Origin of the sequence: Tumebacillus lacus (assembly GCF_026410385.1) — a bacterium.
GTDB classification, from domain to species: domain Bacteria; phylum Bacillota; class Bacilli; order Tumebacillales; family Tumebacillaceae; genus Tumebacillus; species Tumebacillus lacus.
This window is the reverse complement of sequence record NZ_JAPMLT010000003.1, coordinates 15,570-39,409: the sequence shown is the minus strand read 5'-3', so window position 1 is coordinate 39,409 and position 23,840 is coordinate 15,570. Positions and strand designations below refer to the sequence as shown.

Annotated in this window: 26 protein-coding genes; 14 read left to right on the top strand and 12 right to left on the bottom strand. The window is 57.9% G+C overall.

Features of this window, described 5'->3' with window-relative positions; genetic code table 11:
• Positions 1–104 precede the first annotated feature (104 nt).
• Together OS242_RS07355 and OS242_RS07350 are read right to left on the bottom strand one after the other, a co-directional pair.
• Positions 105–1,331 carry an MFS transporter gene (locus OS242_RS07355; RefSeq protein ID WP_267151031.1) on the bottom strand — a complete coding sequence of 409 codons (1,227 nt, stop codon included), beginning with the start codon at positions 1,329–1,331 and terminating at the stop codon, positions 105–107.
• A gap of 51 nt (positions 1,332–1,382) precedes the next feature.
• Complete coding sequence (locus tag OS242_RS07350; RefSeq protein WP_267151030.1) at positions 1,383–3,182, bottom strand: AMP-dependent synthetase/ligase; 1,800 nt, start codon at positions 3,180–3,182, stop codon at positions 1,383–1,385.
• Positions 3,183–3,293: 111 nt separating this feature from the next.
• Here OS242_RS07350 and OS242_RS07345 point away from each other — a divergent pair, with 111 nt between their 5' ends.
• A complete protein-coding gene (locus OS242_RS07345; protein WP_267151029.1) occupies positions 3,294–3,497 on the top strand; it encodes a hypothetical protein in 204 nt (67 codons plus the stop codon).
• Between the two features lie 26 nt (positions 3,498–3,523).
• Here OS242_RS07345 and OS242_RS07340 read toward each other — a convergent pair whose 3' ends face one another.
• Together OS242_RS07340 and OS242_RS07335 are read right to left on the bottom strand one after the other, a co-directional pair.
• Positions 3,524–3,847: a rhodanese-like domain-containing protein gene (locus OS242_RS07340; protein ID WP_267151028.1), complete on the bottom strand. Its 324-nt coding sequence runs from the start codon at positions 3,845–3,847 to the stop codon at positions 3,524–3,526.
• A gap of 159 nt (positions 3,848–4,006) precedes the next feature.
• Positions 4,007–4,177 carry a hypothetical protein gene (locus OS242_RS07335; protein WP_267151027.1) on the bottom strand — a complete coding sequence of 57 codons (171 nt, stop codon included), beginning with the start codon at positions 4,175–4,177 and terminating at the stop codon, positions 4,007–4,009.
• 86 nt (positions 4,178–4,263) lie between these two features.
• Here OS242_RS07335 and OS242_RS07330 point away from each other — a divergent pair, with 86 nt between their 5' ends.
• The gene (locus OS242_RS07330; RefSeq protein ID WP_267151026.1) at positions 4,264–4,419 is read left to right on the top strand and encodes a hypothetical protein; all 156 of its coding nucleotides are present in this window, start codon (positions 4,264–4,266) and stop codon (positions 4,417–4,419) included.
• A gap of 91 nt (positions 4,420–4,510) precedes the next feature.
• On the top strand, positions 4,511–5,503 hold the full coding sequence (locus tag OS242_RS07325; protein WP_267151025.1) for an MBL fold metallo-hydrolase: 993 nt from the start codon (positions 4,511–4,513) through the stop codon (positions 5,501–5,503).
• 58 nt (positions 5,504–5,561) lie between these two features.
• Here OS242_RS07325 and OS242_RS07320 read toward each other — a convergent pair whose 3' ends face one another.
• Positions 5,562–6,554, bottom strand: a complete 993-nt coding sequence (locus OS242_RS07320) for a metallophosphoesterase family protein (protein ID WP_267151024.1) — start codon at positions 6,552–6,554, stop codon at positions 5,562–5,564.
• A 131-nt stretch (positions 6,555–6,685) separates the two neighbouring features.
• On the opposite strand from OS242_RS07320, the gene OS242_RS07315 reads away from it, so the two are divergent.
• Positions 6,686–7,792 (top strand): M24 family metallopeptidase, encoded by a 1,107-nt coding sequence (locus OS242_RS07315; protein WP_267151023.1) that lies wholly within the window; start codon positions 6,686–6,688, stop codon positions 7,790–7,792.
• Between the two features lie 234 nt (positions 7,793–8,026).
• Here the strand turns inward: OS242_RS07315 and OS242_RS07310 are convergent, their stop codons facing one another.
• Positions 8,027–8,830, bottom strand: a complete 804-nt coding sequence (locus tag OS242_RS07310) for an alpha/beta fold hydrolase (protein WP_267151022.1) — start codon at positions 8,828–8,830, stop codon at positions 8,027–8,029.
• A 129-nt stretch (positions 8,831–8,959) separates the two neighbouring features.
• On the opposite strand from OS242_RS07310, the gene OS242_RS07305 reads away from it, so the two are divergent.
• Positions 8,960–9,796, top strand: a complete 837-nt coding sequence (locus OS242_RS07305; protein WP_267151021.1) for a GTP pyrophosphokinase — start codon at positions 8,960–8,962, stop codon at positions 9,794–9,796.
• A 60-nt stretch (positions 9,797–9,856) separates the two neighbouring features.
• Here OS242_RS07305 and OS242_RS07300 read toward each other — a convergent pair whose 3' ends face one another.
• The 3 genes from OS242_RS07300 to OS242_RS07290 all read right to left on the bottom strand — a co-directional run bounded on the left by OS242_RS07300 (position 9,857) and on the right by OS242_RS07290 (position 11,846).
• Positions 9,857–10,627 (bottom strand): S1 domain-containing protein, encoded by a 771-nt coding sequence (locus tag OS242_RS07300; protein ID WP_267151020.1) that lies wholly within the window; start codon positions 10,625–10,627, stop codon positions 9,857–9,859.
• Between the two features lie 224 nt (positions 10,628–10,851).
• Complete coding sequence (locus OS242_RS07295) at positions 10,852–11,424, bottom strand: DsbA family oxidoreductase (protein ID WP_267151019.1); 573 nt, start codon at positions 11,422–11,424, stop codon at positions 10,852–10,854.
• Entirely contained in the window at positions 11,421–11,846 is a 426-nt protein-coding gene (locus OS242_RS07290; RefSeq protein ID WP_267151018.1) for a CoA-binding protein, read from the bottom strand. The genes OS242_RS07295 and OS242_RS07290 overlap by 4 nt, the downstream gene beginning before the upstream one ends.
• Before the next feature lie 121 nt (positions 11,847–11,967).
• On the opposite strand from OS242_RS07290, the gene OS242_RS07285 reads away from it, so the two are divergent.
• The 5 genes from OS242_RS07285 (at position 11,968) to OS242_RS07265 (ending at position 16,898) form a co-directional block, all read left to right on the top strand.
• Entirely contained in the window at positions 11,968–12,324 is a 357-nt protein-coding gene (locus OS242_RS07285; protein WP_407702102.1) for an arsenate reductase family protein, read from the top strand.
• A 3-nt stretch (positions 12,325–12,327) separates the two neighbouring features.
• Positions 12,328–13,554, top strand: coding sequence for a M16 family metallopeptidase (locus tag OS242_RS07280; RefSeq protein ID WP_267151016.1), 1,227 nt, complete (start codon positions 12,328–12,330; stop codon positions 13,552–13,554).
• Positions 13,555–13,745: 191 nt separating this feature from the next.
• The gene (locus OS242_RS07275; protein WP_267151015.1) at positions 13,746–14,465 is read left to right on the top strand and encodes a hypothetical protein; all 720 of its coding nucleotides are present in this window, start codon (positions 13,746–13,748) and stop codon (positions 14,463–14,465) included.
• Between the two features lie 97 nt (positions 14,466–14,562).
• Positions 14,563–15,498, top strand: coding sequence for a DMT family transporter (locus OS242_RS07270; RefSeq protein ID WP_267151014.1), 936 nt, complete (start codon positions 14,563–14,565; stop codon positions 15,496–15,498).
• Between the two features lie 122 nt (positions 15,499–15,620).
• On the top strand, positions 15,621–16,898 hold the full coding sequence (locus OS242_RS07265; protein WP_267151013.1) for a methyl-accepting chemotaxis protein: 1,278 nt from the start codon (positions 15,621–15,623) through the stop codon (positions 16,896–16,898).
• 12 nt (positions 16,899–16,910) lie between these two features.
• Here the strand turns inward: OS242_RS07265 and OS242_RS07260 are convergent, their stop codons facing one another.
• Positions 16,911–17,867 carry a DMT family transporter gene (locus tag OS242_RS07260; protein WP_267151012.1) on the bottom strand — a complete coding sequence of 319 codons (957 nt, stop codon included), beginning with the start codon at positions 17,865–17,867 and terminating at the stop codon, positions 16,911–16,913.
• A 117-nt stretch (positions 17,868–17,984) separates the two neighbouring features.
• Complete coding sequence (locus tag OS242_RS07255) at positions 17,985–19,121, bottom strand: M20 family metallopeptidase (RefSeq protein WP_267151011.1); 1,137 nt, start codon at positions 19,119–19,121, stop codon at positions 17,985–17,987.
• Positions 19,122–19,421: 300 nt separating this feature from the next.
• Here OS242_RS07255 and OS242_RS07250 point away from each other — a divergent pair, with 300 nt between their 5' ends.
• The 4 genes from OS242_RS07250 (at position 19,422) to OS242_RS07235 (ending at position 22,996) form a co-directional block, all read left to right on the top strand.
• Positions 19,422–20,219, top strand: a complete 798-nt coding sequence (locus tag OS242_RS07250; RefSeq protein WP_267151010.1) for a transporter substrate-binding domain-containing protein — start codon at positions 19,422–19,424, stop codon at positions 20,217–20,219.
• Positions 20,220–20,265: 46 nt separating this feature from the next.
• Entirely contained in the window at positions 20,266–20,925 is a 660-nt protein-coding gene (locus tag OS242_RS07245; RefSeq protein ID WP_267151009.1) for an amino acid ABC transporter permease, read from the top strand.
• Entirely contained in the window at positions 20,918–21,640 is a 723-nt protein-coding gene (locus OS242_RS07240; RefSeq protein WP_267151008.1) for an amino acid ABC transporter ATP-binding protein, read from the top strand. The genes OS242_RS07245 and OS242_RS07240 overlap by 8 nt, the downstream gene beginning before the upstream one ends.
• Before the next feature lie 81 nt (positions 21,641–21,721).
• Positions 21,722–22,996, top strand: a complete 1,275-nt coding sequence (locus OS242_RS07235) for a cyanophycinase (protein ID WP_267151007.1) — start codon at positions 21,722–21,724, stop codon at positions 22,994–22,996.
• A gap of 54 nt (positions 22,997–23,050) precedes the next feature.
• Here the strand turns inward: OS242_RS07235 and OS242_RS07230 are convergent, their stop codons facing one another.
• Positions 23,051–23,830 (bottom strand): hypothetical protein, encoded by a 780-nt coding sequence (locus OS242_RS07230; RefSeq protein ID WP_267151006.1) that lies wholly within the window; start codon positions 23,828–23,830, stop codon positions 23,051–23,053.
• Positions 23,831–23,840: the final 10 nt, after the last annotated feature.

The following is a 23,840-nucleotide window of genomic DNA, read 5'->3' as shown; positions in this document are numbered from 1 at the left end:
ACCGATTGCACATTTTGTTGAAAATTTTTCTCATCTGAGGAGGTTGACAAGGAAAGCAAAAAGACCGGACATCTCAGAAAGGAGAGCCGTCCGGTCTTTTTCGTTCAAAAGGACTCTTGCAGATCCTGCCGCAGATGACCGCGCACGAGCGTCAGATAGATCAGCACTTGAGCCGCGACGATCACGAAGGCGACGTAATAGATCGAGCGGTAGTCGCCGCTGGCGAGCAGGAAGCCGCCGATGGAGTTGACGCCGGCTCCGATGATAAAGCGCGAGAGGTTGCGCAGGCCGGAGTGCAGGCCGCGCTCGGCATCGGGTGTGGCTTTCATCATCGAAGCGTCGATGAAGGAATTGATCAGCACGCCGACCGTCCCTTTGCCGATAAACACCAGTGAGAACAGCCAGATCGCGCCGATGGTGCCCAGCATCAGCATGAACAGGAGCTGGAGCGCGAACGCCGTGTACAAGATCAGACGCCGCTTTGGCGAGGTCATGATAAAGGGTGTGAAGAAGGTGGTCAGGAAGAGGAGGAACGAGTTCAGAGCAAACAGATAGCCGACGATGTCATCGCTCAAGGAAAAGCGTTCGCGCAGGATGACATTTTCAAACGGCCCCAGCAGAGAGAACAGGGAGCCGGCCGCCGTCGCGTACAGGACGTAGACGAGGACTTGGCGACTCGGGACGGCCAGCCACGACGGGCGTTTGACTTCGGTCTGTCGGGCGTGCTCCTCTTGTTTGCGTCGACTCTTGGCCGGGAGGAACACGCGAAGGATCAACATGATCAGGAAGCTGAATGCGATGAAAAAGATCGTCGTCTGATAGGCGGTCTGTCCCTCCGGCAGCCAGGTCGGGAGTTTGGTGCCGAGGATGTAACCGACGCTCATCATCAAGGTGAAGGCAGCGATCAGCATGTTGTAGGCGGTGGTCTCGTCTTCCTCGCGTTCGCACAGGCTCATGATGTAAGGAAACTCGCAGGCGATGACGAACGCAAAGCCGATGCCAAGGACGATCTGCACCAGATAGAGCATTGCGGGTGTGGTAACAAATGCGATGGCGGCATAGGAGAGCGTGACGATGGCAGAACCGAGCAACATCGCAAATTTGGACCCCAGCCGGTCGGTGAGAATCCCCGCCGGGTAGGAAAAGACGGCGACGGCGACCGAGTAGCACGCTTGCGCCAAGCCGATCACTTTGGTGTCAAAGCCCAGCTCCAAGTAGTGGAAATTTAAGATGACGGCCGCTCCGACGCCGATGCCGAACAGCATTTCCGAAAACAGATAGAAATGCACGGCGGGCGGCAGGCGGAGCAGCGACAGCAGGTAGTTCCGCATGAAAGGAAATCCTCCTAAAAAATTACAATGAGCTGAATTTTACTCATTATACTACAGAGAACGGGCGGTGTCTGCCGCAATTTCTTCCCGCTCGCGGTACATGTCTTCGATTTCCGAAGCGAACTGTTTTTCGAGCACGTGGGTGCGGACTTTCAAGGTCGCGGTCAACTCGCCGTCTTCAAGGGTCAGCTCGCGTGGGAGCAGGGTAAATTTTTTCGGACGCTCAAACGAGGCAAAGTCCTGCAGCCGCTTGTCGATCTCCCGTGCGTAGAGGTCTTGCACGCGCTCATCGGCGAGCAGATCGGGGAGCGGCAGAGCGAGATCCTGTTCGGCCGCCCACTCGGACAGGACTTGGAAATCGGGGACGAGCAGGGCGGTGACGTATTTGCGCTTGTCGCCAAACAGCACGGCCTGCGAGAGGAACGGGCTGCGGGAGAGGGCCGATTCGACGGGGAAGGGAGCGACGTTTTTGCCGGTGGCGAGGACGAGGATGTTTTTCTTGCGCTCGACGATCTTCAGATAGCCGTCTTCGAATCGGCCGATGTCGCCGGTGCACAGCCAGCCGTCGTCGTTGAACGAGTCGGCGGTGGCCTGCGGGTTTTTGTAGTAGCCGATCATCACGTTGGGACCTTTGACCAGCACTTCGCCGTCGTCGGCGATGCGCACTTGGATGCCTTTGAGCGGGCGGCCGACGGTGCCGATGCGGATGTCCGGCACTGGGTTGGTCGAGACGATGGGCGCCGATTCGGTCAGCCCGTAGCCTTCGCAGACCGGCAGTCCGACCGCACGGAAAAACTCGGCGATATACGGTGAGAGCGAGCCGCCGCCGCTGACGAGCAGACGCAGGCGGCCGCCCGTTTTGGCCCGGATCTTTTCAAAGACGAGCCGGTCGAACAACGGATAGAGAAATTGGGTCAGCGGTGTCGGGTCGGCGGTGTGGCGTTTGCCGATCTTCAGGGCGGTGCGGAACAGCCATTGTTTCACTTTGGAGGAGGCGGCGATGTTTTTCTGGACGCCGTCGTAGATTTTTTCAAACAGACGGGGGACGGAGGTCATCAGGGTCGGCGTGACTTCGAGCAGATTTTCCGGGATCGTGTTCAGGTTCTCGGCAAACGCCATGCAGGCACCGGTGGAGAGAAACGCAAACTGGCCGCAGGTGCGCTCGAAGATGTGGGAGAGCGGCAGGTAAGAGAGTGAGCGGTCCTCCGGGCGGACCGGGACGTACAACAGCACCGACTCGGCGTTTGTGCGCAGGTTTTCGTGAGAGAGCATCACGCCTTTGGGGTTGCCGGTGGTGCCGGAGGTGTGCACGATGGTGGCGAGGTCCGATTTGTCCACCTGTTCCCAAGCGGTCAGCGGACCGTCTGCTTCCAAGCATTCGAGTCCGTCGCGCACGAGGGCGTCGAAGGGGAGCAGAGCCGGTCCGGTCTGTTCCGGCAGCGCTTCCAAACGGTCGATGTGCACGATCAGCCGCACGGTGTCGGAGGCGGCGGCAAACGCTTTTTCGACCAACTCGACGTTTTCGGCGATCACGAGTTCGACATCGGCGTTTTGCAGAATAAAGCCGATCTGCGGGGCGGTGAGCGTCGGATACACGGGAACGGACACCGCGCCGAGGGAGAGCACCGCGAAGTCGGCGATCAACCATTCCGGGCGGTTGTTTGACAAGATCGCCACTTTGGTGCCGTGGGCAACGCCTTGGGCTTGCAGGCCATAGGCGAAAGATTGAACGCGTTGCCAGAGCCCGTCGTAAGTCATCTTGCGGTAGTGTCCTTCGCTTTTCCACATCAAGGCGTCGCGCTCGCCGTGGCGTTCCACCGCCGCATGGAGCAGGCCGATCAGGTTTTGCATCGTGGCAGGACCCCCTTTTCCGAAAAGTTTGTATTTTATGAGTACGTGTTGGGGGAATGTCCCGATGCCGGGTTTTTGGTTATGATGAAAGAAGCAAAGGAGGGAAAGCGGATGCGTTTTTCGAGGCAGGAGTTGATCGACATTATCACGCCGCATGTGCTGCGGACGTTGATTCGGCTGCATCAAAAGATCGGAGCGACCGTGACGGAAGCGGATCTGATCGCAGCGGGGCTGTCGGAGGAACAGCGGCAGGCGTTGGTGCAGACCAAACGGCTGGTCGCTGCGGAGGCCGGGGGGTACGAGGTACAACTATAAAAAAGCAGGAAAAAGGACGGTGCCCTCTACGCGAGGGCTCCCGTCCAAGCGAGCATGCCGTTTTCCATGTTTTTTACATTTTCAAATCCCGCGAGGATCATCACTTTACAGGCGGCCAGCGAGCGGCGGCCGCTGCGGCAGACGAGAACGGTCTCAGCAGCCGGATCGAGTTCGTCGATCCGCGAGGTGAGCTCCCAGAGCGCAATGTGCCGTGCTTGCGGGATCTTCCCTTCGTCGATCTCCTCCTGTTCACGGACATCGACGATTACGGGCAGGTCGCCTTGCGCGATCCGATGCTTGAGGTCGGAAGCGGTGATGGTTGCCACGTGGCGGTAGACGGTGGCGGACATGCGGAAACCTCCTTGTCAGACATAGCTGTTGCTCTCTATCTTAAACGACTCAGCACTTAGAATATGTGAATTGAACTACATTTGTTACGCAACATCGTGTTGGACGACCCGCTGCGTTTGGATATGCGCTCGGGTCGTCGCCGGGTGATAATCGGGCTCTTATTCGTTTGGTTCGCCGCCGTTCAGGGACTTGCGGATGTCACGGACCAGTTCCGCCTTGTTTTTGCGGACGCGCAGTCCCCCGACTTTGTAGGAAGGGTGGATGCGCAGGCGTTTGGCCAGTTGTTGAATTTCCTTGATACCCATCGCGCTGATCTCTTCGCTGTTCAACGCCTTCACCTCCTGAAAAAAGCCGTCAACCCACAACGTCTAGGCTTTACAAAAGCGGGGGATTCTAACGGCGGGAGGTGAGGTTTGTGAAAATCCTGTTTCTCGTGCTCGCCTTGGTGATCGTGTTCGTGGCGCTGGTGTCCCGGCAGTCCGGATACACAAAAGTCTCTGTCTGGCGCATGGTGATGACGATGATGATGAGTGCCAATCTTGCGGAAAACAACGGCCCCGGCAAACGCTAGGGGTCTTTTCATTTTCATGGAAATGGCATACGATGAATGTATATACCGACTGTTCGGTCAAATACGCGGCAACGTGGAAGGAGTGTGGCAGATGACAGCGACGAAAGGCGTGCACGGGATCGCGATCCCGACGCCGTGGCTGGTGGGCGATGTGAATGTGTATGTGCTGCAGGACGGCGAGACGGTGACGCTGGTCGATACGGGCCCGCAGACGCCAGAAGCGGAGGCTGCGCTGAGTGCGGGATTGGCGGAGATCGGGCTGACTGTGGGAGACATCGATCAGATCCTGCTGACCCATTTTCATGTCGATCACAGCGGGCTGGTGGAGCGGCTCGTAAAGCAGTGCGGCGCGAAAGTGTTTGCTCATCCCGGCACGGAGCGGCTGATCCAAAAAAATCAAGCGGTGGAAGCGGAGCGCAAAACATTTTTCCTCGATCTGTACCGCTCGTTTGGTCTGTCAGACGAGGACGGCCTGCTCGCGTATGAGCAACTCGCCGACTACCAAGACTACATGGGACAAGGTCATGTCGATGTGATGCTGGCCGAGGGCGACCGGGTGCCGGGGCACGAGGCGTGGGAAGTGCTCTATACGCCCGGTCATTCGATGGACCATCTGTCGCTGTACCGGGCGGAGGACGGGGTGATGATCCTTGGCGATCACGTGATCAAGCACATCTCGTCCAACGCGATGATCGAGCCGCCGGCAGACATCAGTCAACCGCGTCCGCGCACGCTGGTGCTGTATCGGGAAGCGCTGAGAAAGGTGGCGGCCATCGACTGGCACATCGGCTACACGGGGCACGGCGAGCCGGTGACGGGGCATCGCGAGTTGATCGAAAAGCGACTGCGCGATCAAGAGCGCCGGGCTGCCCGGATCGTGGAGATGGTGCGCGAGGGGCGTACGACCGGGGCGCGGCTGTGTCTGGCGATGTTTCCTCACCACCGCAACCAGTTGTCGCTGATCGTCTCGGAGACGCTCGGCCACCTCGATTGGCTGGTGGAGGAAGGTGTGCTCGCCGTTGAGGATGATCAGTCGGGCATCGTGCAGTACCGCGTGGTCAAGGAAATGGTGACCTGTTCGTAGTTCGTAACTCGTAACGGAGAAAGAGCCTGTCCCGGTCGAGGGCAGGCTCTTTGTTTGGTCAGTGCGGTTTGAGCGGCACGCTGTGTTTGACGGTGCTCCAAGAATGGGTATGGTGGTTGCGGACGAGGATCTCGACTCGGTCGTCATACACGTTTAGATATCGCGACTGGCTTTTCAGCGGGTCGGTGTGGTAGTAGATGCCGTTGCGTTTGCGCGCCCCTGGGAAATACGAGGTCAGGCGGTCCCACGGACGCCAGACGGAGCCGGTGCTGGCAAAGACCATGTTGTCGCGCTCGACCATCTCGGTCGGCGACTCCGGCGAGATGTGCGTGTGGCTGGAGAGCCAGAACACCTGCGGATGTTTTTGCGCGATGGCGAGCAGTTCTTTTGCTTGCACGGTGCCGATGGGGAAGCCTTGGTAGACGGTGCCGTCGAGCGGCTGATGGAGAAAGACGACGGTCGGCATCGTCGTGGCCAGCAGCGTTTTTTCAAACCACGCCACCTGCTCCGGGGAGAGCCACGCCGCTTCGCCGATCTCCTTTTGCCGCGGCATGTATTGCTCCGGTGAAAGGAAGATCAAGTGGAGGCCGCGCACGTAGCGGTCGTAGTAGAGCTTGTCGAGGGCAAATTTGCTCTGGAAGGTCTCTTTGGAACGGTCGTCGTTCCATTCGGGGCTTTCCCAAGCGTGGTAGTAATCGTGGTTGCCCATCGTCGGGTACATCGGCAGAGTGGGCACTTCCTTGGCGAGCAGCTCTTTGATCAGGTCGTAGTCTTTGGGACGTCCGTTCATCGACAGGTCGCCGTTGATCACGAGCAGATCGGGTCGCAGGCGGCGCAGATCGACGAGCGCGTTTTTAAATTTGTAGGTGGGAATGTCGGCGCCGATGACCTCGCTGGCGGTGATGTGCAGGTCGGAAAAGACGGCGATCGACAGACGCGGTCGTTCCGCATTGACGGTGGCGACAGAAGACTGAAACGGAGCGACCAACAGGAGGCTGGCGAAGATCAAGATCCACGCGTACAAGCCTCGTACAGACGACAGGCGGCGCATCGCGGCGACCTCCCTTCTCTTTTGGGGATTCGGTAGTTTCAGTATGCCATGAAATGGTGCGGATGCAAACGTGGGCAGCAGGGAATCCGCGCGGGAAAGTGGAACTGTTTAGGAAAGGGAGGACGATGAGGATGACGATTTTTGAGACGAGATTGTCCCGCATCCGGGAGTGGATGGCGGAGAACGGGGTGGACGTGACGCTGGTGACGTCGCCGCCGAACGTGTTTTACCTGACAGGGTTTGACTGCCATCCGCATGAGCGGTTCATGGCGTTGTGCCTGCAGGCGAGCGGGGAGGCGACGCTGTTTATCCCGTCGCTGGAGAAAAATGAAGCGGAAAAGAGCGGGTTCCGGTCGGCGATTGTGACGGTGTCCGACACGGAAGACCCGATGGAAAAACTGCGCAGCGTGGTCGGCGACGGGCCGTTTGGCGCGTTGGCGATTGAAAAGCAGCATCTGACGGTGGCGCGCTATGAGCAACTCCAGACGGTGTTTGGCGAGGCCAAATCGGTGGCCGCCGAGGAGTTGCTGCTGAAGATGCGCCTGCAAAAGGATGCGGCAGAGATCGCGATCATGAAAAAGGCGGCACAGATCGCCGACCGCGGCGTCGAGGCGGGCATCAACGCCATCGCAGCGGGCAAGACGGAAGCGGAGATCGTCGCGGTGATCGAGTCGACCATGAAGAGTCACGGTGCGAGCGGCACCTCGTTCTCGACCATCGTGCTCGGCGGGGAAAAGAGCGCGTTGCCGCACGGGAGCCCGGGCAGCCGGGTGATTCAGGCGGGCGACTTGGTGCTGCTCGATCTCGGGGCGGTGTATGAGGGCTACTGCTCGGACATCACCCGGACGGTGATGGTCGGCGAGCCGACCGACCAGCAGCGCGAGATCTACGAGACGGTGCTGGCGGCCAATCTGGCCGGGATCGCAGCGACCCGACCGGGCGTGCCGGCGATGGCGATTGACGCGGCTGCAAGGGAGACGATCACGGCGCGCGGCTACGGCGAGTATTTCACGCACCGCGTCGGGCACGGGCTTGGCATCGAGGTGCATGAGACCCCGTCGATGCACGGCAAAAACGAACAAGAGCTGGTGCCGGGCATGGTGTTCACCATCGAGCCGGGCGTCTACGTTCCGAACGTCGGCGGCGTGCGCATCGAGGACGACGTGCTCGTTACCGAAGACGGTGTCGAAGTGCTCACCTCGTACCCGAAAGAGTTGCAGATCCTCGCAGTAAAATAAAGAAAACAGGACATGCTGAGAAAAACGGCATGTCTTTTTCGCAACAAGAACAAAAAGGGACATGCTGTCCGGGCATATCCCGATGGCGGGGTGAATGCATTCCGGCAGTCTGGTACATGCGAAAGGGACGTGCCCTCCGAGCCTGTCCCTTTCGCGGGGTGACTGCATTCTGGCAGTCTGGTACATGCGAAAGGGACGTGCTGCTGGAGCATGTCCCTTTTCTGCGGTGTATATTCAGATCGCTTTTGGTTTCGCTGATGAGAGCCGTTGCTGCTGTTGGTGTTCGAACTGCTCGATGATGCCCAGATACAGCGTGTTAAACTCTGCAAATCGCTCGATGGTCACGACGTGGGCACAGCCTTTGAGCAGGTGCATTTTCGCCCCGTCGATCCAGACTTTCATCCGTTGGACCTGCTTGATGAACCAATAGTCGGCGTCACCGGAGATCAGATGCGTCGGCACGCGCAACGTCTGGCACAATGCGCGGGCATCGGCGCTGGTCAAAAACGAGATGATCTTCTCAAACTCGCGCGGGCCGAGGTCCCGGCTGGCCTTGATGAACGCTTTGCGTCCGACCTTTTCCCGCGGGCGCGGCATCAACACATGCGAGCCGATGGCGACGATGATACTCGGCGGCAACACTTTGGTCAACGTCCGGTTCAGCACGTTCATCACCGCTTTGAAATACCACGGGATCGTGTAGAATCCGCCCGCCAACGTCAGCGTCCGGACTTTCTCCGGATATTTGGCAGCAAACGCCTGCGCGACAATCGCTCCCATCGAGAGTGAGCAGATGTGCGCCGACTCGATGCCGCGCTCGTCGAGCACCTGCGCCAGATCGTCGGCATACAGTTCGGCCGTGTAGCAGTCGAGCTCGCTGCCGCCGGTGCGGCCGTGACCGCGCAAGTCATAGAGCATCACGCGAAACTTTTTTTGAAATACGCGCACCTGCGGCAACCAGGTCCGCGAGTTGCCGGCAAACCCATGTATAAAAACAATCGGAACGCCCGATCCATGCTCACTGACAAAATGCTTCATCAAAGTCCTCCTGTTCAAGAGTAGTATCATGGTATCACAATCAGATTCATTTGAATATGGCAGGAATTTGCCTTTGGATCGTGAATTTTTACAGAAGTATGACAGTGACAGGGAGAGCAGAGAACGAAGATGAGCACGATACACAAACCCAGCAAAAGTGATCTGGAACGTTTGTCCCGGCTCCGGGCTCCGTACCAGCAAGCAATCGACGAAATGAAAGTCAAACTGAAAGGCATCAAATACGGCTGCCTGCACCAAGACAACTACTCTCCGATCGAGTTCGTCGTCGGCCGCGTCAAAACGACCGACTCGATCTTAAAAAAAGCGGAGAAAAAAGGCGTGCAGATCGGCGCGAAGAACTGGATCGAAGAGATCGAGCAGCACGTATATGACATCGCCGGGCTGCGCGTGGTCACTCGCTATATCGAGGACATCCGCGAGGTACAGGAGATGTTGAGCCAGCGTGAGGATTTTGTCATCGAGGAGATCACCGACTACATCGCCGATCCCAAAGAGTCCGGCTACCGCTCCGTCCACATGCTCGTTCGCTATCCGACTTACCACGGCGCGACGAAAAAAGAGGTGTTGTGCGAGATCCAACTGCGCACGCTGGCGATGAACTTCTGGGCGACCAACGAACATGAACTGCGCTACAAATACGCCGAGAACCTGCCCGCCGAGATGAAGGACGCGCTGCGGACCGCAGCCGACACCGCCTATGAACTCGACATGCAGATGGACCAGTTCCGCCGCGACATCCGCACCGCCCGTGAAGTGGTGCAGGAGTTTGCGATTGCCAACGAGGACAAATTGGAAGAGATCTTTTCGCTGTATGTGAAAAAAGACTTTGACAAGGCGGCCGAGATGTACCGGCATTACTTCGGCAGTGAGCACGATTTTGGCGACAATCCGAAGCTGAAGATGATCAACGACCTGCTCGGCACCCGGCTGAGCAAGAAAAATTAAGCACGACGAAAAAACCCTTGAGCCTCGCTCAAGGGTTTTTATGTGCCGTTCTGGCTAAAATTATTGATCTTGGCGTTTTTGCAGCGCCATTTTGATCTCGGTCATCAATTGAAGGCCGACGTCCGCCTGGAATTCGTCGACAGCCGTCTGCATCGCATAGGTGAATCGGAAGACCGACGTGTCTTGAAGCAGATCGCGCAACATGTCTTTCGCGGCCGGGGACAGCGGCGTTTTGATCACCGTTTCCAAGAATTTGCGGATATCTTCCACTTCTTGTTCGATACGTTCGCTGAGAGCATCGGTGCCGGTGCGGGTCGGTTGAACCGGCTGGGAAGTGGTAAATTGGTAGGGTTCGAGATCTTTCGAAGTGTCCGTTTGAGCCGATTTTTCCGTCTCGTTTGCGGTGACGACCGTTTCAGTCACAGCCGCTGCCGTCGGAGTTGCCACCGGTGTTTCTTCCGGTTTGGTCTCCGCTTTCGGCTGCACAACTGTTTGCTCCGGTTTCTCGGACGATGTGTCTTTCGGATAATTTTTGTCTTCGAGACCAAAAGCGATCTCGCCGGTACGGCGGTCAAATTTGTTGATTTTTACGTGGAGCGTGCCTTGCGTGTCGATCAATTTTTGCAGATCATTTTGCAAATCTTTCGGCATTTCGCTGTTGTGCAGCAGACCGCTCAGTCCGTCAGCGGTGGAAGCGAAGCAACCGAAGTCCATCATGCGGAACGGTGTAACTTCAATCGAATGCCCGACGTGATATTTTTGCAAAAGGCTCGGGCGTAAATTGTCCCGTTTGGAACGGCCAAACTGTTGAACATATCGCAATGTTTCCATATGTAGAGTGCCCCGGTTTGCATCAGGCCCTATGGGCTCCGGCAAAATCGGGTTCCCCCCTTTCCGAATGCTTGGCAAATTCTTCTGTCAATACAAGTTTACAATTCGAATCAAGGATGTCAACGGCAAAAAAAGGGATACTCGCAAATATTAGGAAATGAGTTTATTCTAATCCATGAGACACTCTTTTATACATTTTTACTTGCGTGCAAAAAAACTCTCCCTTAACGGGAGAGTTCACGAATGTCATTCAGCGTGGGAACATCGTCGAAATGGTGGATCAGCAGGCGTTTTTCGCCGTTCAGGAACGCCGGGATCGTGTCGATGTTTTCCGCGCTGGCGGTCTGCAAGTCTTGTTCCAGAGCCGCTTGGCCCGCCTCCGCGTCAAGAGCGGCAGCAAATGCGCCCTGATCGAGGCCGATCTCACCTGCGATGCGGATCAACGTCTCGCGGTCGGAAATGTCTTGTTTGTTCGCCCAGTGAGCGGCAAAGACGGCGGTGACATAGTCGCCCGCTTTGCCCATTTCGGTCGCCACTTTTGTCGCCAGCAAAGCCGGGATTGTCTCGGATTGAACCGGAGAGGAGAGCGGTACATTTTTTTCTTCCCGCAATTCTTTCAGGCGGGCGCGGCCGGCTTCAAAATACCCTTCCGGCTTCGGCGGCGGGTTGGCACCCGGCGGCATCTTCCAGACATGGTACTCGACGGCAGCGCCTTCCGCTTCCAATTCGCGCACGGTGAGGGTGCTCAGGTAGCACCACGGGCAGGCGTAGTCAAAATGATAATCGAGGCGGCTCATCGCTTGCCTCCCATCAGGACGCTGTGCGCCACGGCGAGGCACTGGTCCATCACGATTTCCACGCCGTTTTCGACTGCCAGTTCGGCCGCTTTTTCATCGTAGACGCCTTGCTGCGCCCAGATGCACTTGGCACCGGATTTGACGGCCGACTCGACAACAGCATGGAGTTCTTCGCTGCGGCGGAAGACGTTGACCATGTCGACGCCATCCGGCACTTCTTCCAAAGAAGCGTACGGGGTCTCGCCGAGCACAGCTGATTTGAGCATCGGGTTGACCGGGATGATCCGGTAGCCGCGCTCCTGCATCGTTTCGGCGATCTGATAGGATGTGCGGTCCGGTTTGTCGGACAGCCCGACGACGGCGATCGTTTTGACGTCGGTCAGCCATTGTTTCAATGTATCATTCGACGGAGATTGGTACATCTTATACACCTCATTTTCTCTGGTTGCTACGATTAGGATAACTGATTTGATGGATAAAATTCTGTTGGCGACCCTACAATTTCATGTTACAGTGGGGGCAACAAGGAGGTACGAACACATGATGGATACACTTTTTATCCAATATCCGAAGTGCGGCACCTGCCGCAAAGCGAAAAAATATCTGGAAGAACAAGGCGTTGCCTTTGCAGACCGCCATATCGTCGAGGAAGCGCCGACGAAAGAAGAACTGCGCTCTTATTTGGAAAAGAGCGGCCTCGACATCCGCAAATTTTTCAATACGAGCGGCCAAAAGTACCGGGAGTTGGGCCTGAAGGACAAACTGAAGTCGATGAGCGAAGAGGAGATGCTCGACCTGCTCGCCACCGACGGCATGCTGGTCAAGCGGCCGATCCTCGTGCGCGGGAGCCAGGCGACGGTCGGTTTTAAGGAAGAAGAATTTCAGAAGGTGCTCGGCTGACGAATGACAGCATCTATCCGCAAGACGGTGCTCCCGAACGGTCTGACGGTGCTGACCGAACATACTCCCTATCTGCGCGGGGCGGTGGCCCACCTGCGCTTTGGCATCGGGTCGGGGTATGAGAGCCCGGAGATCTACGGGGTGGCGCATCTGCTCGAACACATGGTCTTCAAAGGCACGCCCGATCTCGATCAGGTGGAGTTTGGCAATGCCATCGCGCGGCTCGGCTGCTCGACCAATGCGTCGACCGGATATGAGTCGACGACCTATGAACTGGACGGTCCGGCGGAGGCGATCCTCGCAGGGCTCGATCTTTTTGCTTCTGTGCTGGCGAATTTTCACGCACCGCAGGAGGAGTTCGTCAAGGAAAAGGACGTCATCCGCGAAGAGTATAAGATGATCAAGGACGACCCGTCGGCGTGGGGCGAAGACATCGCCTATCATTCGCTGCTGGGCGGATTTGCTCATCCGACGATCGGCACGCTCGGCACCATCGACTCGTTGACCCGCCGGCAAGTGCTGGATTTTGCCAGAACGTATTACACCCCGGACAATCTGATCGTCGGCGTGGTCGGCCATGTCGCGCATGAACAGGTGGTCGAGGTGGTGGCGAAACATTTCGGCACCGACACGCGAAAAGCTCCCGCGCTGGTCACACCGGCCTTGTCCCGCATCTCGGCCCGCCATGAGGACGAGGACAGCGAGCAGGAGCAGGTGTATCTCGGCTTTCGTGCCCCGCATATCAAACGCTGCGACCTGCACGCGTTCGATGTGGCGATGACGATTTTCGGCGGCGATTCGTGGTCGCGCCTGTTCCAGCGGTTGCGCAACGAACTGGGGCTGGTCTACCATGTGGACGGCTCTTACTCCGGCTGGCCGCATATCGGCGCGTACATGATCTACGCCGGTTGTCAGCCGAGCGTCACCGATCAGGTGATCGGCGAGATCACGGCGGAGATCCAAAAGTTCACGTCCGCGATCGACCCGGATGAGATCGTACGCTCGAAGGCGATGCTGCGCGCGGCGCTTTTGATGAGCAGCGACCACCTCGGCAACAAGGTGCACAAGCTGATCGACGATGAGGTGCTGTACGGGCGCTACATCCCGTACGAGCAGGACATCGCCGATCTGGAATCGGTCTCGATGGATGAAGCGATGCGGCTCGCCCGTGAAACGCTCGACCTCAGTCAGATGACCCGCGTGACAGTAGGCCCGCAACAGCCCAAGTGAAAATAAGTCTATCGTCCCCTGTCAGGAAGTGTGGCAGGGGGCTTTTTGTGTCTGTGGCACTAAAAAAAACAAATTATATATAAATAATCGGTAATAAAGTACGTTGACTGTTTGATAGAAGCGTGTTATCGTGAATGATAGAAAGATTCAGTTAAATATGTGCTACCGATAAAGAGGGGAGGGTTTATTCCTTGAACAAGCAAAAATGGTTGCTTGCCCTCTGCGCGGCGTTGGCGCTGATCGGCACCGGTTCCTATGCGGTGACCCAAGCGTCGCAGGCGTTCGACAAGGATGCTTGGCAGTCGGCAGAGAGCGCGGCGAACAAGCGCATCCAGATGGAAGAAGAGAAGATGACCGGCGGCGAGACTGATGAGGTCGACAGCGTGCCCGGCTCCTATAGCGTGTTAAAAGGACAAGACCCGGATCTGCGGTTCCTGCAGGCCGGGCAGCAGGTACTCTCCGGCAAGAAAGCGGTCGCGGTGTTCGGCCACGATGCGTACGACTTGGAACAGGATCGATTGGACGAGCAGGCGGTGCGGGCCATCGCAGCTGTCAGGAACGGGGGCGGCGAGGCGCTGTCCGGAGTGAGACTGACCGGTGAGCAGATGTCTGCCGCCTTGGCGGAGGACAAACAGCGCGCGCAACTCGTGCATCGGCTGAGCCTGATCTCCAAACAGTACGGCACCGACGGTCTGGTGCTCGACGTGATCGGAATCGACGCGAAAAAAGCGCCGCATCTGCAAGCGTTGGTGGCCGAACTGGCCCTTTCGACCGATCTGACGTTAAGCGTGCCGTATTGGGAATACAACCAATTCTTGAAAAAGTGGGCGATCCCGCACAACGTTACCGTGCTCGGTGTCAATTCCTACGATTATCTTCTGCCGGCCGGAACTGTAAATCGAAAATTCTAAATGTATAGGATTTTACGAGAGTCGAAAAGACTCTCGTTTTTTGTTGGGATCGAGGTGTATAATGAACAAAAATGTCTGATGGAAAGTGGAGAGTGCCATGAACGAAGAGCGCAACGCCAAACTGTTGCTGTTGCTGGTCATCGTGATCTGGGGGCTGAACGTGGTCATGATCAAGTACCTCGCCGGACACTTTGATCCGCTGATGCTGGCCGCTCTGCGTATCGGGGCCGCAGCGGCGCTGCTGGCAGCTGTTGTATGGAAAAGCCACGGTTTTGTGAGGCTGACGAAAAAAGAGTGGGGGTTGACGGCGGCGATCGCAGGTTCAGGGATTTTTATCCATCAATGGACGGTCTCAGCCGGGCTCCAGTCGGTCCCGGCATCGACCGGTTCGCTGATCCTCGCGCTCAACCCGCTGGTGACGGCGATGCTCGCGTATCTGATCTTCCGCGAGCCGCTTCATATCCGAAAGATCATGGCGTTGCTGCTCGGATTTGCCGGAGTGCTGCTGGTGATCTACGGGGATGCGCGCGCGCACGAGGAGTCGCTGTTGTTTGGCCTTGGCGAAGGGCTGGTCATCATCGCGATGCTGACCTACGTCATCTCCGGACTGTTTGTTAAAAAAGCGGTGCAGACTCGGCCGGTGATGGTGATCACTGCTTACAGCCACGTGTTGGCGACGCTGTTTCTGATCCCGACCGCCCTGTTGCAAGAAGCGGTCAACGGCGTGCATCGCCCGTGGCCGGACGACTGGTTTGTCTGGGGCGTGCTGCTGTTCTCCGGCTGGGTGGCGACCGCCTTGTGCACCGTCTGGTGGAACGGCGGCATTCGCATCATCGGTGCGGGACGCACGGCGATGTTTATGAACGGGATGCCGGCGATGAGTCTGTTTTTTGCCGTGCTGCTGCTGGAGGAGACGTTGACATGGGTGCACGGCGCGGGATTTTTGACCGTGTTCTTCGCCGTCTGGCTGGGCACGTCGCAGTGGAAATCAAAAGAAAAGAGGCAACTGCCGCCGATGCAAGAGTCCGCCTGAGCGATCAGGCGGTTTTTCTTTTTGCAAACTCGCTCGATATGTGCAGGAAAATGACGGGGAGCACGTGGAATATACTCATCAGTCAAATTAATGAATACTGATTGGAGCATAGGGGATCAATCATGAGAAGTGAAAAAAACACACTATCGTTTGGCGCGTATTTGCTGCGCACCGTCTTGATGGCGGTGCTGGCAGCAGTGTTGCTGTCGGGAAGCACGGTCTGGATCAATGATCTGCAGGGGATGCAAGTCGTCTACACGGTGGCGGTCACCGTAGTGTTGAGCGGACTGACAGGCGCTGCGATCACGACGGTGAACTTCCGTCGCTTTTTGCAGCCGATGAACATGGTGATCGAGCATGTGACGGAGATGTCGCAAGGCAACCTGTCGATTCGACTCGACGAGGAAATGGCGCGCGGTTTGAAACCTCTGGCCGTCTCTGTCAATGAGATGAGCGCCAACTGGGAGCAGTTGATCGGCGAGGTGAACCACACGGCGCTGGAGGTCAACGCCTTGTCACAGGAGTTGGCGGCGAGCGCGGAGGAGACCAGGCAGGCGACGCAGCAGGTGACGGTGTTGATCCAGGAGATCGCCGAGGGAGCCGACCTGCAGGCCAGCCACACGCTGGAAAGTGCGCAGGCGTTTCACGAGGTGGCAGCCGGCATGGGGCAGATCAGCGACCGCTCGACACAGGTGACAGCCGCCTCGCAGCGGATGGCGGCCGAAGCGGCAGAGGGCAATCGCACGATCCGGCAGGTGATGGGGCAGATGGAGTCGATCGCAGGAGCGGTCGACCGTCTGTCGGCTGTGGTGCGCCATCTCGACGGTCGCTCGCAGGAGATCGGCAAGATCCTCGAAGTGATCACCGGCATCGCCGGTCAAACCAATCTGCTCGCGCTCAACGCCGCCATCGAGGCGGCCCGCGCCGGGGAGCAGGGGCGAGGCTTTGCGGTCGTCGCGGACGAGGTGCGCAAACTGGCAGAGCAGTCCGGGGAGTCGGCCCGTCAGATCGAGGACATGATCACGGAGATCCTGGAGGACACCGCGCAGGCGGTGCTCGTGATGGGAGAAGGGGTGACCGAGGTGCGCGCCGGTTCGGAACTGGCACAACAGGCGGGCGCGGCGTTTGAACGGATCGTGCTGGCAGCCGACAACATCGCCGAACAAAACGGCGAGGTCACCCAAGTCACGCAGGCGATCACCGTCAACTCGCAGCAGGTCTCGGCGGGCGTTTCCGACATGACCCGCCTCGCCGAACAGTCGGCGTCCTATTCGCAGGATGTCGCAGCTTCTTCGGAGGAGCAACTCGCGTCGATGGAGCAGATCCAGCAGACGGCCCACTCGCTGAGCGATTTGGCGCAGCAGTTGCAACGGTTGATCGACCGGTTGCACGTGAAGTAAAAAGGAGAGTGCCTACGACGAGGCACTCTCTTTTTTTGCGGCGGGAGAGGGGGCGGGGGTGTGCGACACGTAGCTGTGCAGCACCATGCCGATCATCACCAGTGCCATCCCGGCCCAAGACAGTGCGGATGGCAGGTGGCCGGCGAGGATCAGCATCTCGCCGATCACCGCAAAGATCACCTCACCCGCCTGCGTCGCTTCCACCGCTGCCAACTGGCGGACGTTGCCGCGGGCGAGGTCGGTGGCGGAGAAGAACAGCACAGTTGCGATCACGCCGGAGGAGACGGCGACGAGCAGCGACTGGAGCACTTGCCCTTCGCTGGGAGCGCCTGCTGTGGTCGCGCCGAACAGGGCGAGTACGATCCAAAGCGGCAGCGAGGCCAGCGTCATGCCGAGGGCGCGTTGGTAGGAGTCGAGCCGCCCTTCCAGAGCGGCCATCATTTTGCGGTTGCCAAGAGGATAGGCAAAGGCGGCGACAACGACCGGCAAAAAGCCAAGCAGCGCCTCCCGCATCGTCAGAGCGGTCGCCGACTGCATCTGCATCAGGAATACGCCGAGCAGGATCAAAAGCGACATCAGCAGCCCGCGCACCGGGATTTTTTGCCGCTCGCCGCTCAGGTCATAGAACAAGGGTACAAGCAACGACCCGGCGACAATGGTGATCTGCCACGATCCGGCGACCAGCCAGGCCGGCCCATAGGCGGCGGCAAACGTCAGCGGCGCGTAAAACAGGCCAAATCCCACGAAGCTCCACACGAGCCATGTTCCCGGTTGTCGTCGCATCTCCCGCCACAGCGGCTGGAGATTGCCCCGCCACAGCACGAGGAGCAACAGGAGCGGCACCATGAAAAAATAGCGCAGCGACGTGCTCCACAGCCAACTGCCGCCTTCCAGCTCCATCGAGCGATTGAGAACGAATGTGAAGGCAAAGAAAAACGAGGACAAGATCCCCAGCATCAGGGCGCGCACCGCCACAACCTCCTTTTTCCGAATGTTTAGGTAACGACATCTTAACACAAAAAAGACCGCCCGCCCACGAGGACGGGTGGTCATGTTCAAGTCTTCTTGTCGGCGGGGGATGTGCCCCTACATCGTCGTCAACATGCGGACAAGCAACGCGATCCGCTCCGGGATGCGGTCGACGACCACGTGCTCGTGCGACGCGTGCGCTCCGTCGCCGACCGGGCCGACGCCGTCCAGCACGGGCACGCCGAGCACGGTGATGAAGTTGCCGTCGCTGGTGCCGCCGACGCCCTTTTCACCGAGTGCAAATCCTTCGAGGCGCGCCTGTTCCTGCGCGTGCCGCAGTAGCGGCTCGGCAGCCGGAAGCTTTTCCATCGGCATCTTCTCGATCCCGCCGGTCACCGTCAGCCGGGCGCGCGGATCGACCGGTTGCAGTTCCTGCATCAGGCGGGTGATCCGCTCCGCCTCCGGGACGGACGCCACGCGCACGTCGATCACCGCTTTGGCGTGAGCGGGCACGACGTTTGAGGTGGTGCCGCCTTTGATCGTGCCGACGGAGAGCGTCGTGCCGAGGTCGTAGTCGGTCCACGACTGGATCTTCACCGCCTGCTGCGCCAGTTCGATGATCGCGTTGACGCCGATCTGGTGCTCGTTGCCCGCGTGCGCGGCCCGCCCTTCGACCTGCAGCGTAAACTCGCCGCCGCCCTTGCGGCTGGTCTTCAGCTCGCCGTCGCCGTATGCGGGCTCGATGACCAGCGCCAGTGCGCTCCGTTTGGCATGCTCTTGGATCGACTTCCACGACGACGCGCTGCCCGTCTCTTCGTCGGTGTTCCAATAGAAGACCAGCTTTTTGTTCGTCGCAAGGCCTTCTTCGACGATCGCCTTCAGAGCAAAGTACGAAAACACGATGCCCGCCTTCATATCGTAGATGCCGGGACCGTACGCTTTGCCGTCCTCGATCCGCCACGGTTCGGTCGCCAGCGTGCCGACATTTTTGACCGTGTCAAAATGGCCGAGCACGAGGATCTGCTCATCGCCTTCGCCGTACGTCAGCACCAACTGATCGCCGGTGACCGGTTGCTTGATCGTTTCCAAGGTGCAGCCGAGCGCCTGAAAACGTGCTGCGATCCAAGCTCCCAGTCGGTCGACTGCCGACTTGTCGTGAGTCGGGGTCTCGATCTCCACATAGGTCTTCAATTCTTCCAACACGCTGTCCAAACGCTCCTGAAAATAACTTGTCCACTGTCGATCTGCTGTCACGTTGCGTGCCTCCCTTTCCACTGCTTTCACTGCCGAACATTATAGCAGAAAACGTTTGCGAAATTTCCATTTTAAAGATATATTGGTTTTAATGACTGTAAATACATGCATCGAACAAGGAGTGGTTCTTCTTACTTAAATTGGAAGGGAATCTCTTTGTCGAATAATGTACATAAAGTCTTGCATAAATATCCGTGACAGGGTACTATACGAGAGTTGAGAAAATGCGGCGCGGTTGGACATGCTAACAACTAACTCGATACGTACAAGTGAACCACGAACATAGGAGGAGATTTACTCATGCAAAAATTCAAAAAAATTGCGGCACTCGCTCTGACCGGCGCTCTGGCGATGACGGTGATGGCAGGCTGCGGCACAAAGACGGAAGAAGGCGGCACCACCGGCGGCGAAACCGGCAAGAAAGAAAAGTTGATCATGGCGACCTCGGCCGACTACCCGCCGTACGAATACCATGACACTTCGTCCGGTACCGACAAGATCGTCGGCTTTGACATCGACATCATCAACTACATCGCCAAAGAGCTCAACTTCGAATACGAGATCAAGGACATGGACTTCAACGGCCTGCTCCCGGCTCTCCAATCCAAGCGCGCCGACTTTGTCATGGCGGGCATGACTCCGAAACCGGAGCGTCTGGCAAACGCCGATTTCTCGATCATCTATTATGAAGCGAAAAACACGATCATCCAGAAAAAAGGCGCCAACCTGAAAAAGCCGGAAGACCTCAAAGGCAAAAAGGTCGGCGTGCAGCTCGGCTCGATCCAAGAGGCGGACGCGAAAAACTGGGAAGGCATCGAACTGAAATCCCTGAACAAAGTCAACGAGATGGCGCAAGAGCTGAAAGCGGGTCGTCTGGACGCTGCAATCGTTGAGGACGTCATCGCGCAAGGCTACGCGAAAAACAACCCGGATCTCGAATTCCACGTGATCGAATCCTCCGAACCGGCCGGTTCTGCGGTCGCCTTCCCGAAAGGCAACGAGAAGCGCGTCGAGGACTTCAACAAAGTCCTGCAAAAGATGAAAGACAACGGCGAACTGGAAAAGCTGGTCGTCAAATGGTTCGGCGGCGAGCAATAAGCGTTTGACAACGACAACACAATACGTACTCTGAGGAGTGTAGGGCATGAATTTGGATTTTGCACAAATTGTGCCCTCTATCCCGTTTATTCTGGATGGGATATGGGTCACGCTGCAATACACGCTTTTATCGACCTTCTTCGGTTTCTTGCTCGGCACGGTGCTGTCGTTGTTCAAGATCTCGAACATCAAGCCGCTGAAATGGTTTGCGGTCGCGTACACCTCGATCTTCCGCGGCACGCCGCTGATCGTGCAGATCGCCATCGTTTATTTTTCCACACCGCAGTTGATCGGCTATGACATCACCGCGCTGCAAGCGGGCGTCCTCGCCTTCTCGCTCAACTCGGCTGCGTACATCTCGGAAACGATCCGCGGCGGCATCCTCGCGGTCGACAAAGGCCAGCGGGAAGCTGCCATGGCGCTGGGGGTGCCGTACCGCGCGATGATGTGGGACATCATTTTGCCGCAAGCGGTGAAAAACATCCTGCCGGCGCTGGTCAACGAGAGCATCGCCCTGTTGAAAGAGTCGGCGCTCGTCTCGACGATCGGCGCGCTCGACCTGCTGCGACGCGCCAACATCGTGGCGTCTGAGAAGTTTATTTACTTCGAACCGCTGATCTTTGTCGCGGCGATCTACTATGTGATGGTCATGGCGTTGACCCTGGCTGCCCGCATGCTGGAAAGGAGACTTCGTCGCAGTGATTAAAGTCGATCATCTCTATAAGAATTTCGGACAGATCGAAGTGCTCAAAGACATCTCCACCGAGATCAAAAAAGGGGAGGTCGTCGCGATCATCGGACCGTCCGGCTCCGGCAAGTCAACGCTCCTGCGCTGCATGAATCTGCTGGAGACGCCGACGCAGGGGCAGATTGTGATCAACGGCGAAGACATCACCTCTCCGAAGACGGACATCGGCAAAGTGCGGCAAAACGTCGGGATGGTGTTTCAACATTTCCACCTGTTCCCGAACATGACCGTGCTTGACAACATCACCTATGCACCGATCAAAGTCAAAGGCCTCTCCAAGGAGCAGGCGAAGCAAAAAGGCATGGAACTGCTGGCTCGCGTCGGCTTGACGGAAAAGGCGGACGCCTACCCGTCCCGGCTGTCCGGCGGCCAAAAGCAACGCGTGGCGATTGCCCGCTCGCTGGCGATGGAGCCGGAGATCATGCTGTTTGACGAGCCGACCTCCGCACTCGACCCGGAAATGGTCAAAGAGGTGCTCGACGTCATGAAAGGACTGGCCCACACCGGGATCACGATGGCGATCGTCACCCACGAGATGGGCTTTGCTCGTGAAGTGGCCGACCGCATCCTTTTCCTCGACGAAGGCCGTCTGGTCGACGACGCGGCTCCGGCCGAGTTTTTCACCACGCCGAAGAGCCCGCGCGCGAAACAGTTTTTAGAGAAAGTATTATAGCTCTCCACACAAGAGTGGGAATAAAAAGTGCCTATTTCGAATAGGCACTTTTTATCTATACAAATAGAGGAGGACATCCACATGTTTTCAACATCTCTTTCCAAATGGGCCGGTCTCGTCATCGCGGGCACGCTGCTGTTTGCCATGCCCATGCAGGTGCAAGCAGCCAATCTGGTTTTGGTCGGCGGTGGACTTCAAGACGACAACGCGGCGATTTATAATAGGATCGTCTCGCTCGCCGGCGGTCGCTCCGTGGCGAAGATCGGCATTTTAACAGCCGCCTCGATCCCGGCAAGTCAAGACCCGGACGCCGGAACGGCAAACGCCAGCAACTCGCAAGCAAACGGTGAGTACTACGCCAACCTGTTCAAAGCGACGTACGGGGCACTGGATGCTCAGTGGATTCCCATCGATCTGGACCACATCGCCAACAACGCCTCGCCGTCGGTTGTCAATCAGATCAACTCGATGACCGGCTTTTTCATCGGCGGCGGCGACCAGTCTCGTTTGGTCACTTGCCTGTTGAACAGTGACCGCACCGACTCGCCCGCTCTGGCTGCGATCCGGTCAAAGTGGAACAGCGGGGCGATTGTGGCGGGAACTTCTGCCGGCACGGCGATCCTCGCGCAGTCGCCGATGATCACCGGCGGCGAGAGTTACGAGGCGTTGCGATACGGCTCCTACACGTCGGTCAGCGGGGACAATCTGTCCTATGATCCCAAAGGCGGCTTTGGATTTTTCAAGGAGGGGTTGATCGACACCCATTTCTCTGAGCGGGGCCGTCAAGGGCGGATCGTCCGCCTCGCATCCGACACAGGGAAGTCGGCCGCATACGGTGTGGATGAAAACACAGCTCTCGTCGTGACCGGCGAAGGCACCTCCTCTGCAAAAATGGAAGTGCTCGGGCAAAACGGGGCGTTTGTGTTTGACCTCTCTGCCGCGACGAAAGGGACGACCGGCGGCTACTGGTCGATCTCCAACGTGAAAGCGACCTATCTGACGCCGGGTGATCTCTATACCCCAGCGACAAAAGCGGTCACCTTTGCTTCGTACAAATCGAACATCGCGGGCAAAGAAGCCTACAGCTACGCCATGACCCCGACCCTTGACATCTTTTCGTCGCCAAACAACTACCGCAACGGATCTCGCGTCAACCCGCGCGAGTTCGTCGACGTATCCACCGATCTGTTCGACTCACGGTCCTCGACGTCCACCTACGGCGAGACGCACGAGACCAATCCGATCTTTAAAGTCACCATGACCAAAGTCACCGGTTCGGTCGGTTATGTAGGCACAAGCAACGGTACCGAGTCTATCTCCTACAAAGACATGAAGCTCGACATCGTGAGAAAGTAAAGAAATAAGCAAGAGAGCAGACGCGGTGTCTGCTCTCGCTTTTTTTCAGGCCCTTTATCTCGCCGGAGACTCTTGCCCTTCCCCCGGTTGAGTGGGAGAGCGGTACGCATCGGCGAGGCGAACCAGCCAGAGGCGGTGGTAGGGATTGTGGAAGAAGACCGGTTCGACCCGGCGGTCGCCCGGTGTGATCTGATACATCCACATCGTCACGTCGGTCACGCGCCCTTCGTGCATGCGCACGCCGAACGTGATCGAGTCGCGGTAGCCGTTTTTGTAGGCGATCAGGCCGAGTTGCCCGTGCAACTGCGCCAACTGCTCCGCATACGTCTCTTCGCGGATCACCGGTGCGTCAATCGCCGGGGTGGTGCCGGTGCGGTCGGTCTTAAAGCGCTCCGACGTCTCCAGCAGCACGATCTCCGCATTTTCCAGCGGCTGACCGGTGCGTCCGTCCATCGCGTGAACGACCAGCTTGGCCGTCTTTTTTGCTTTTTTCGCAGCGGATGTCGGCGGAATGTTCGGCTCGGTGAGCGGCGGGGGCACGACGTCGCCCGTTGCATTTTTCATGTCATCTGGCAGCGTCTGCTCGCCGTCCGGCACGTCAAACGGCTTGTCATCCGAGGGTTTGATCTTGACGCCGTCTTTCGTCTCCATCGGTGCAGACGGGGTGGTTGGGTTCAGCACCAGTTCCGAAGGGACGATGGTCTCTTGCTGGCCTTCTGTCGCCTGTGCGAGCGGCAGACCGTTCACCACTCCGGCCCAGGCGAACGTACCCGCCGCCAAGCAGCCGGATGCGAGCACGAGAAAAGCCGATTTCCAAGGGTTGCGCTGTTTCATCTCGTATCAC

What these genes read in the sequence shown, in the direction of transcription:
- OS242_RS07355 (WP_267151031.1), bottom strand. Translation starts at nt 1,331, where the DNA reads ATGCGGAACTACCTGCTGTCGCTGCTCCGCCTGCCGCCCGCCGTGCAT.
- OS242_RS07350 (WP_267151030.1), bottom strand. Translation starts at nt 3,182, where the DNA reads ATGCAAAACCTGATCGGCCTGCTCCATGCGGCGGTGGAACGCCACGGC.
- OS242_RS07345 (WP_267151029.1), top strand. Translation starts at nt 3,294, where the DNA reads ATGCGTTTTTCGAGGCAGGAGTTGATCGACATTATCACGCCGCATGTG.
- OS242_RS07340 (WP_267151028.1), bottom strand. Translation starts at nt 3,847, where the DNA reads ATGTCCGCCACCGTCTACCGCCACGTGGCAACCATCACCGCTTCCGAC.
- OS242_RS07325 (WP_267151025.1), top strand. Translation starts at nt 4,511, where the DNA reads ATGACAGCGACGAAAGGCGTGCACGGGATCGCGATCCCGACGCCGTGG.
- OS242_RS07320 (WP_267151024.1), bottom strand. Translation starts at nt 6,554, where the DNA reads ATGCGCCGCCTGTCGTCTGTACGAGGCTTGTACGCGTGGATCTTGATC.
- OS242_RS07315 (WP_267151023.1), top strand. Translation starts at nt 6,686, where the DNA reads ATGACGATTTTTGAGACGAGATTGTCCCGCATCCGGGAGTGGATGGCG.
- OS242_RS07310 (WP_267151022.1), bottom strand. Translation starts at nt 8,830, where the DNA reads ATGAAGCATTTTGTCAGTGAGCATGGATCGGGCGTTCCGATTGTTTTT.
- OS242_RS07305 (WP_267151021.1), top strand. Translation starts at nt 8,960, where the DNA reads ATGAGCACGATACACAAACCCAGCAAAAGTGATCTGGAACGTTTGTCC.
- OS242_RS07300 (WP_267151020.1), bottom strand. Translation starts at nt 10,627, where the DNA reads ATGGAAACATTGCGATATGTTCAACAGTTTGGCCGTTCCAAACGGGAC.
- OS242_RS07295 (WP_267151019.1), bottom strand. Translation starts at nt 11,424, where the DNA reads ATGAGCCGCCTCGATTATCATTTTGACTACGCCTGCCCGTGGTGCTAC.
- OS242_RS07290 (WP_267151018.1), bottom strand. Translation starts at nt 11,846, where the DNA reads ATGTACCAATCTCCGTCGAATGATACATTGAAACAATGGCTGACCGAC.
- OS242_RS07285 (WP_407702102.1), top strand. Translation starts at nt 11,968, where the DNA reads ATGGATACACTTTTTATCCAATATCCGAAGTGCGGCACCTGCCGCAAA.
- OS242_RS07280 (WP_267151016.1), top strand. Translation starts at nt 12,328, where the DNA reads ATGACAGCATCTATCCGCAAGACGGTGCTCCCGAACGGTCTGACGGTG.
- OS242_RS07270 (WP_267151014.1), top strand. Translation starts at nt 14,563, where the DNA reads ATGAACGAAGAGCGCAACGCCAAACTGTTGCTGTTGCTGGTCATCGTG.
- OS242_RS07265 (WP_267151013.1), top strand. Translation starts at nt 15,621, where the DNA reads ATGAGAAGTGAAAAAAACACACTATCGTTTGGCGCGTATTTGCTGCGC.
- OS242_RS07250 (WP_267151010.1), top strand. Translation starts at nt 19,422, where the DNA reads ATGCAAAAATTCAAAAAAATTGCGGCACTCGCTCTGACCGGCGCTCTG.
- OS242_RS07245 (WP_267151009.1), top strand. Translation starts at nt 20,266, where the DNA reads ATGAATTTGGATTTTGCACAAATTGTGCCCTCTATCCCGTTTATTCTG.
- OS242_RS07235 (WP_267151007.1), top strand. Translation starts at nt 21,722, where the DNA reads ATGTTTTCAACATCTCTTTCCAAATGGGCCGGTCTCGTCATCGCGGGC.
- OS242_RS07230 (WP_267151006.1), bottom strand. Translation starts at nt 23,830, where the DNA reads ATGAAACAGCGCAACCCTTGGAAATCGGCTTTTCTCGTGCTCGCATCC.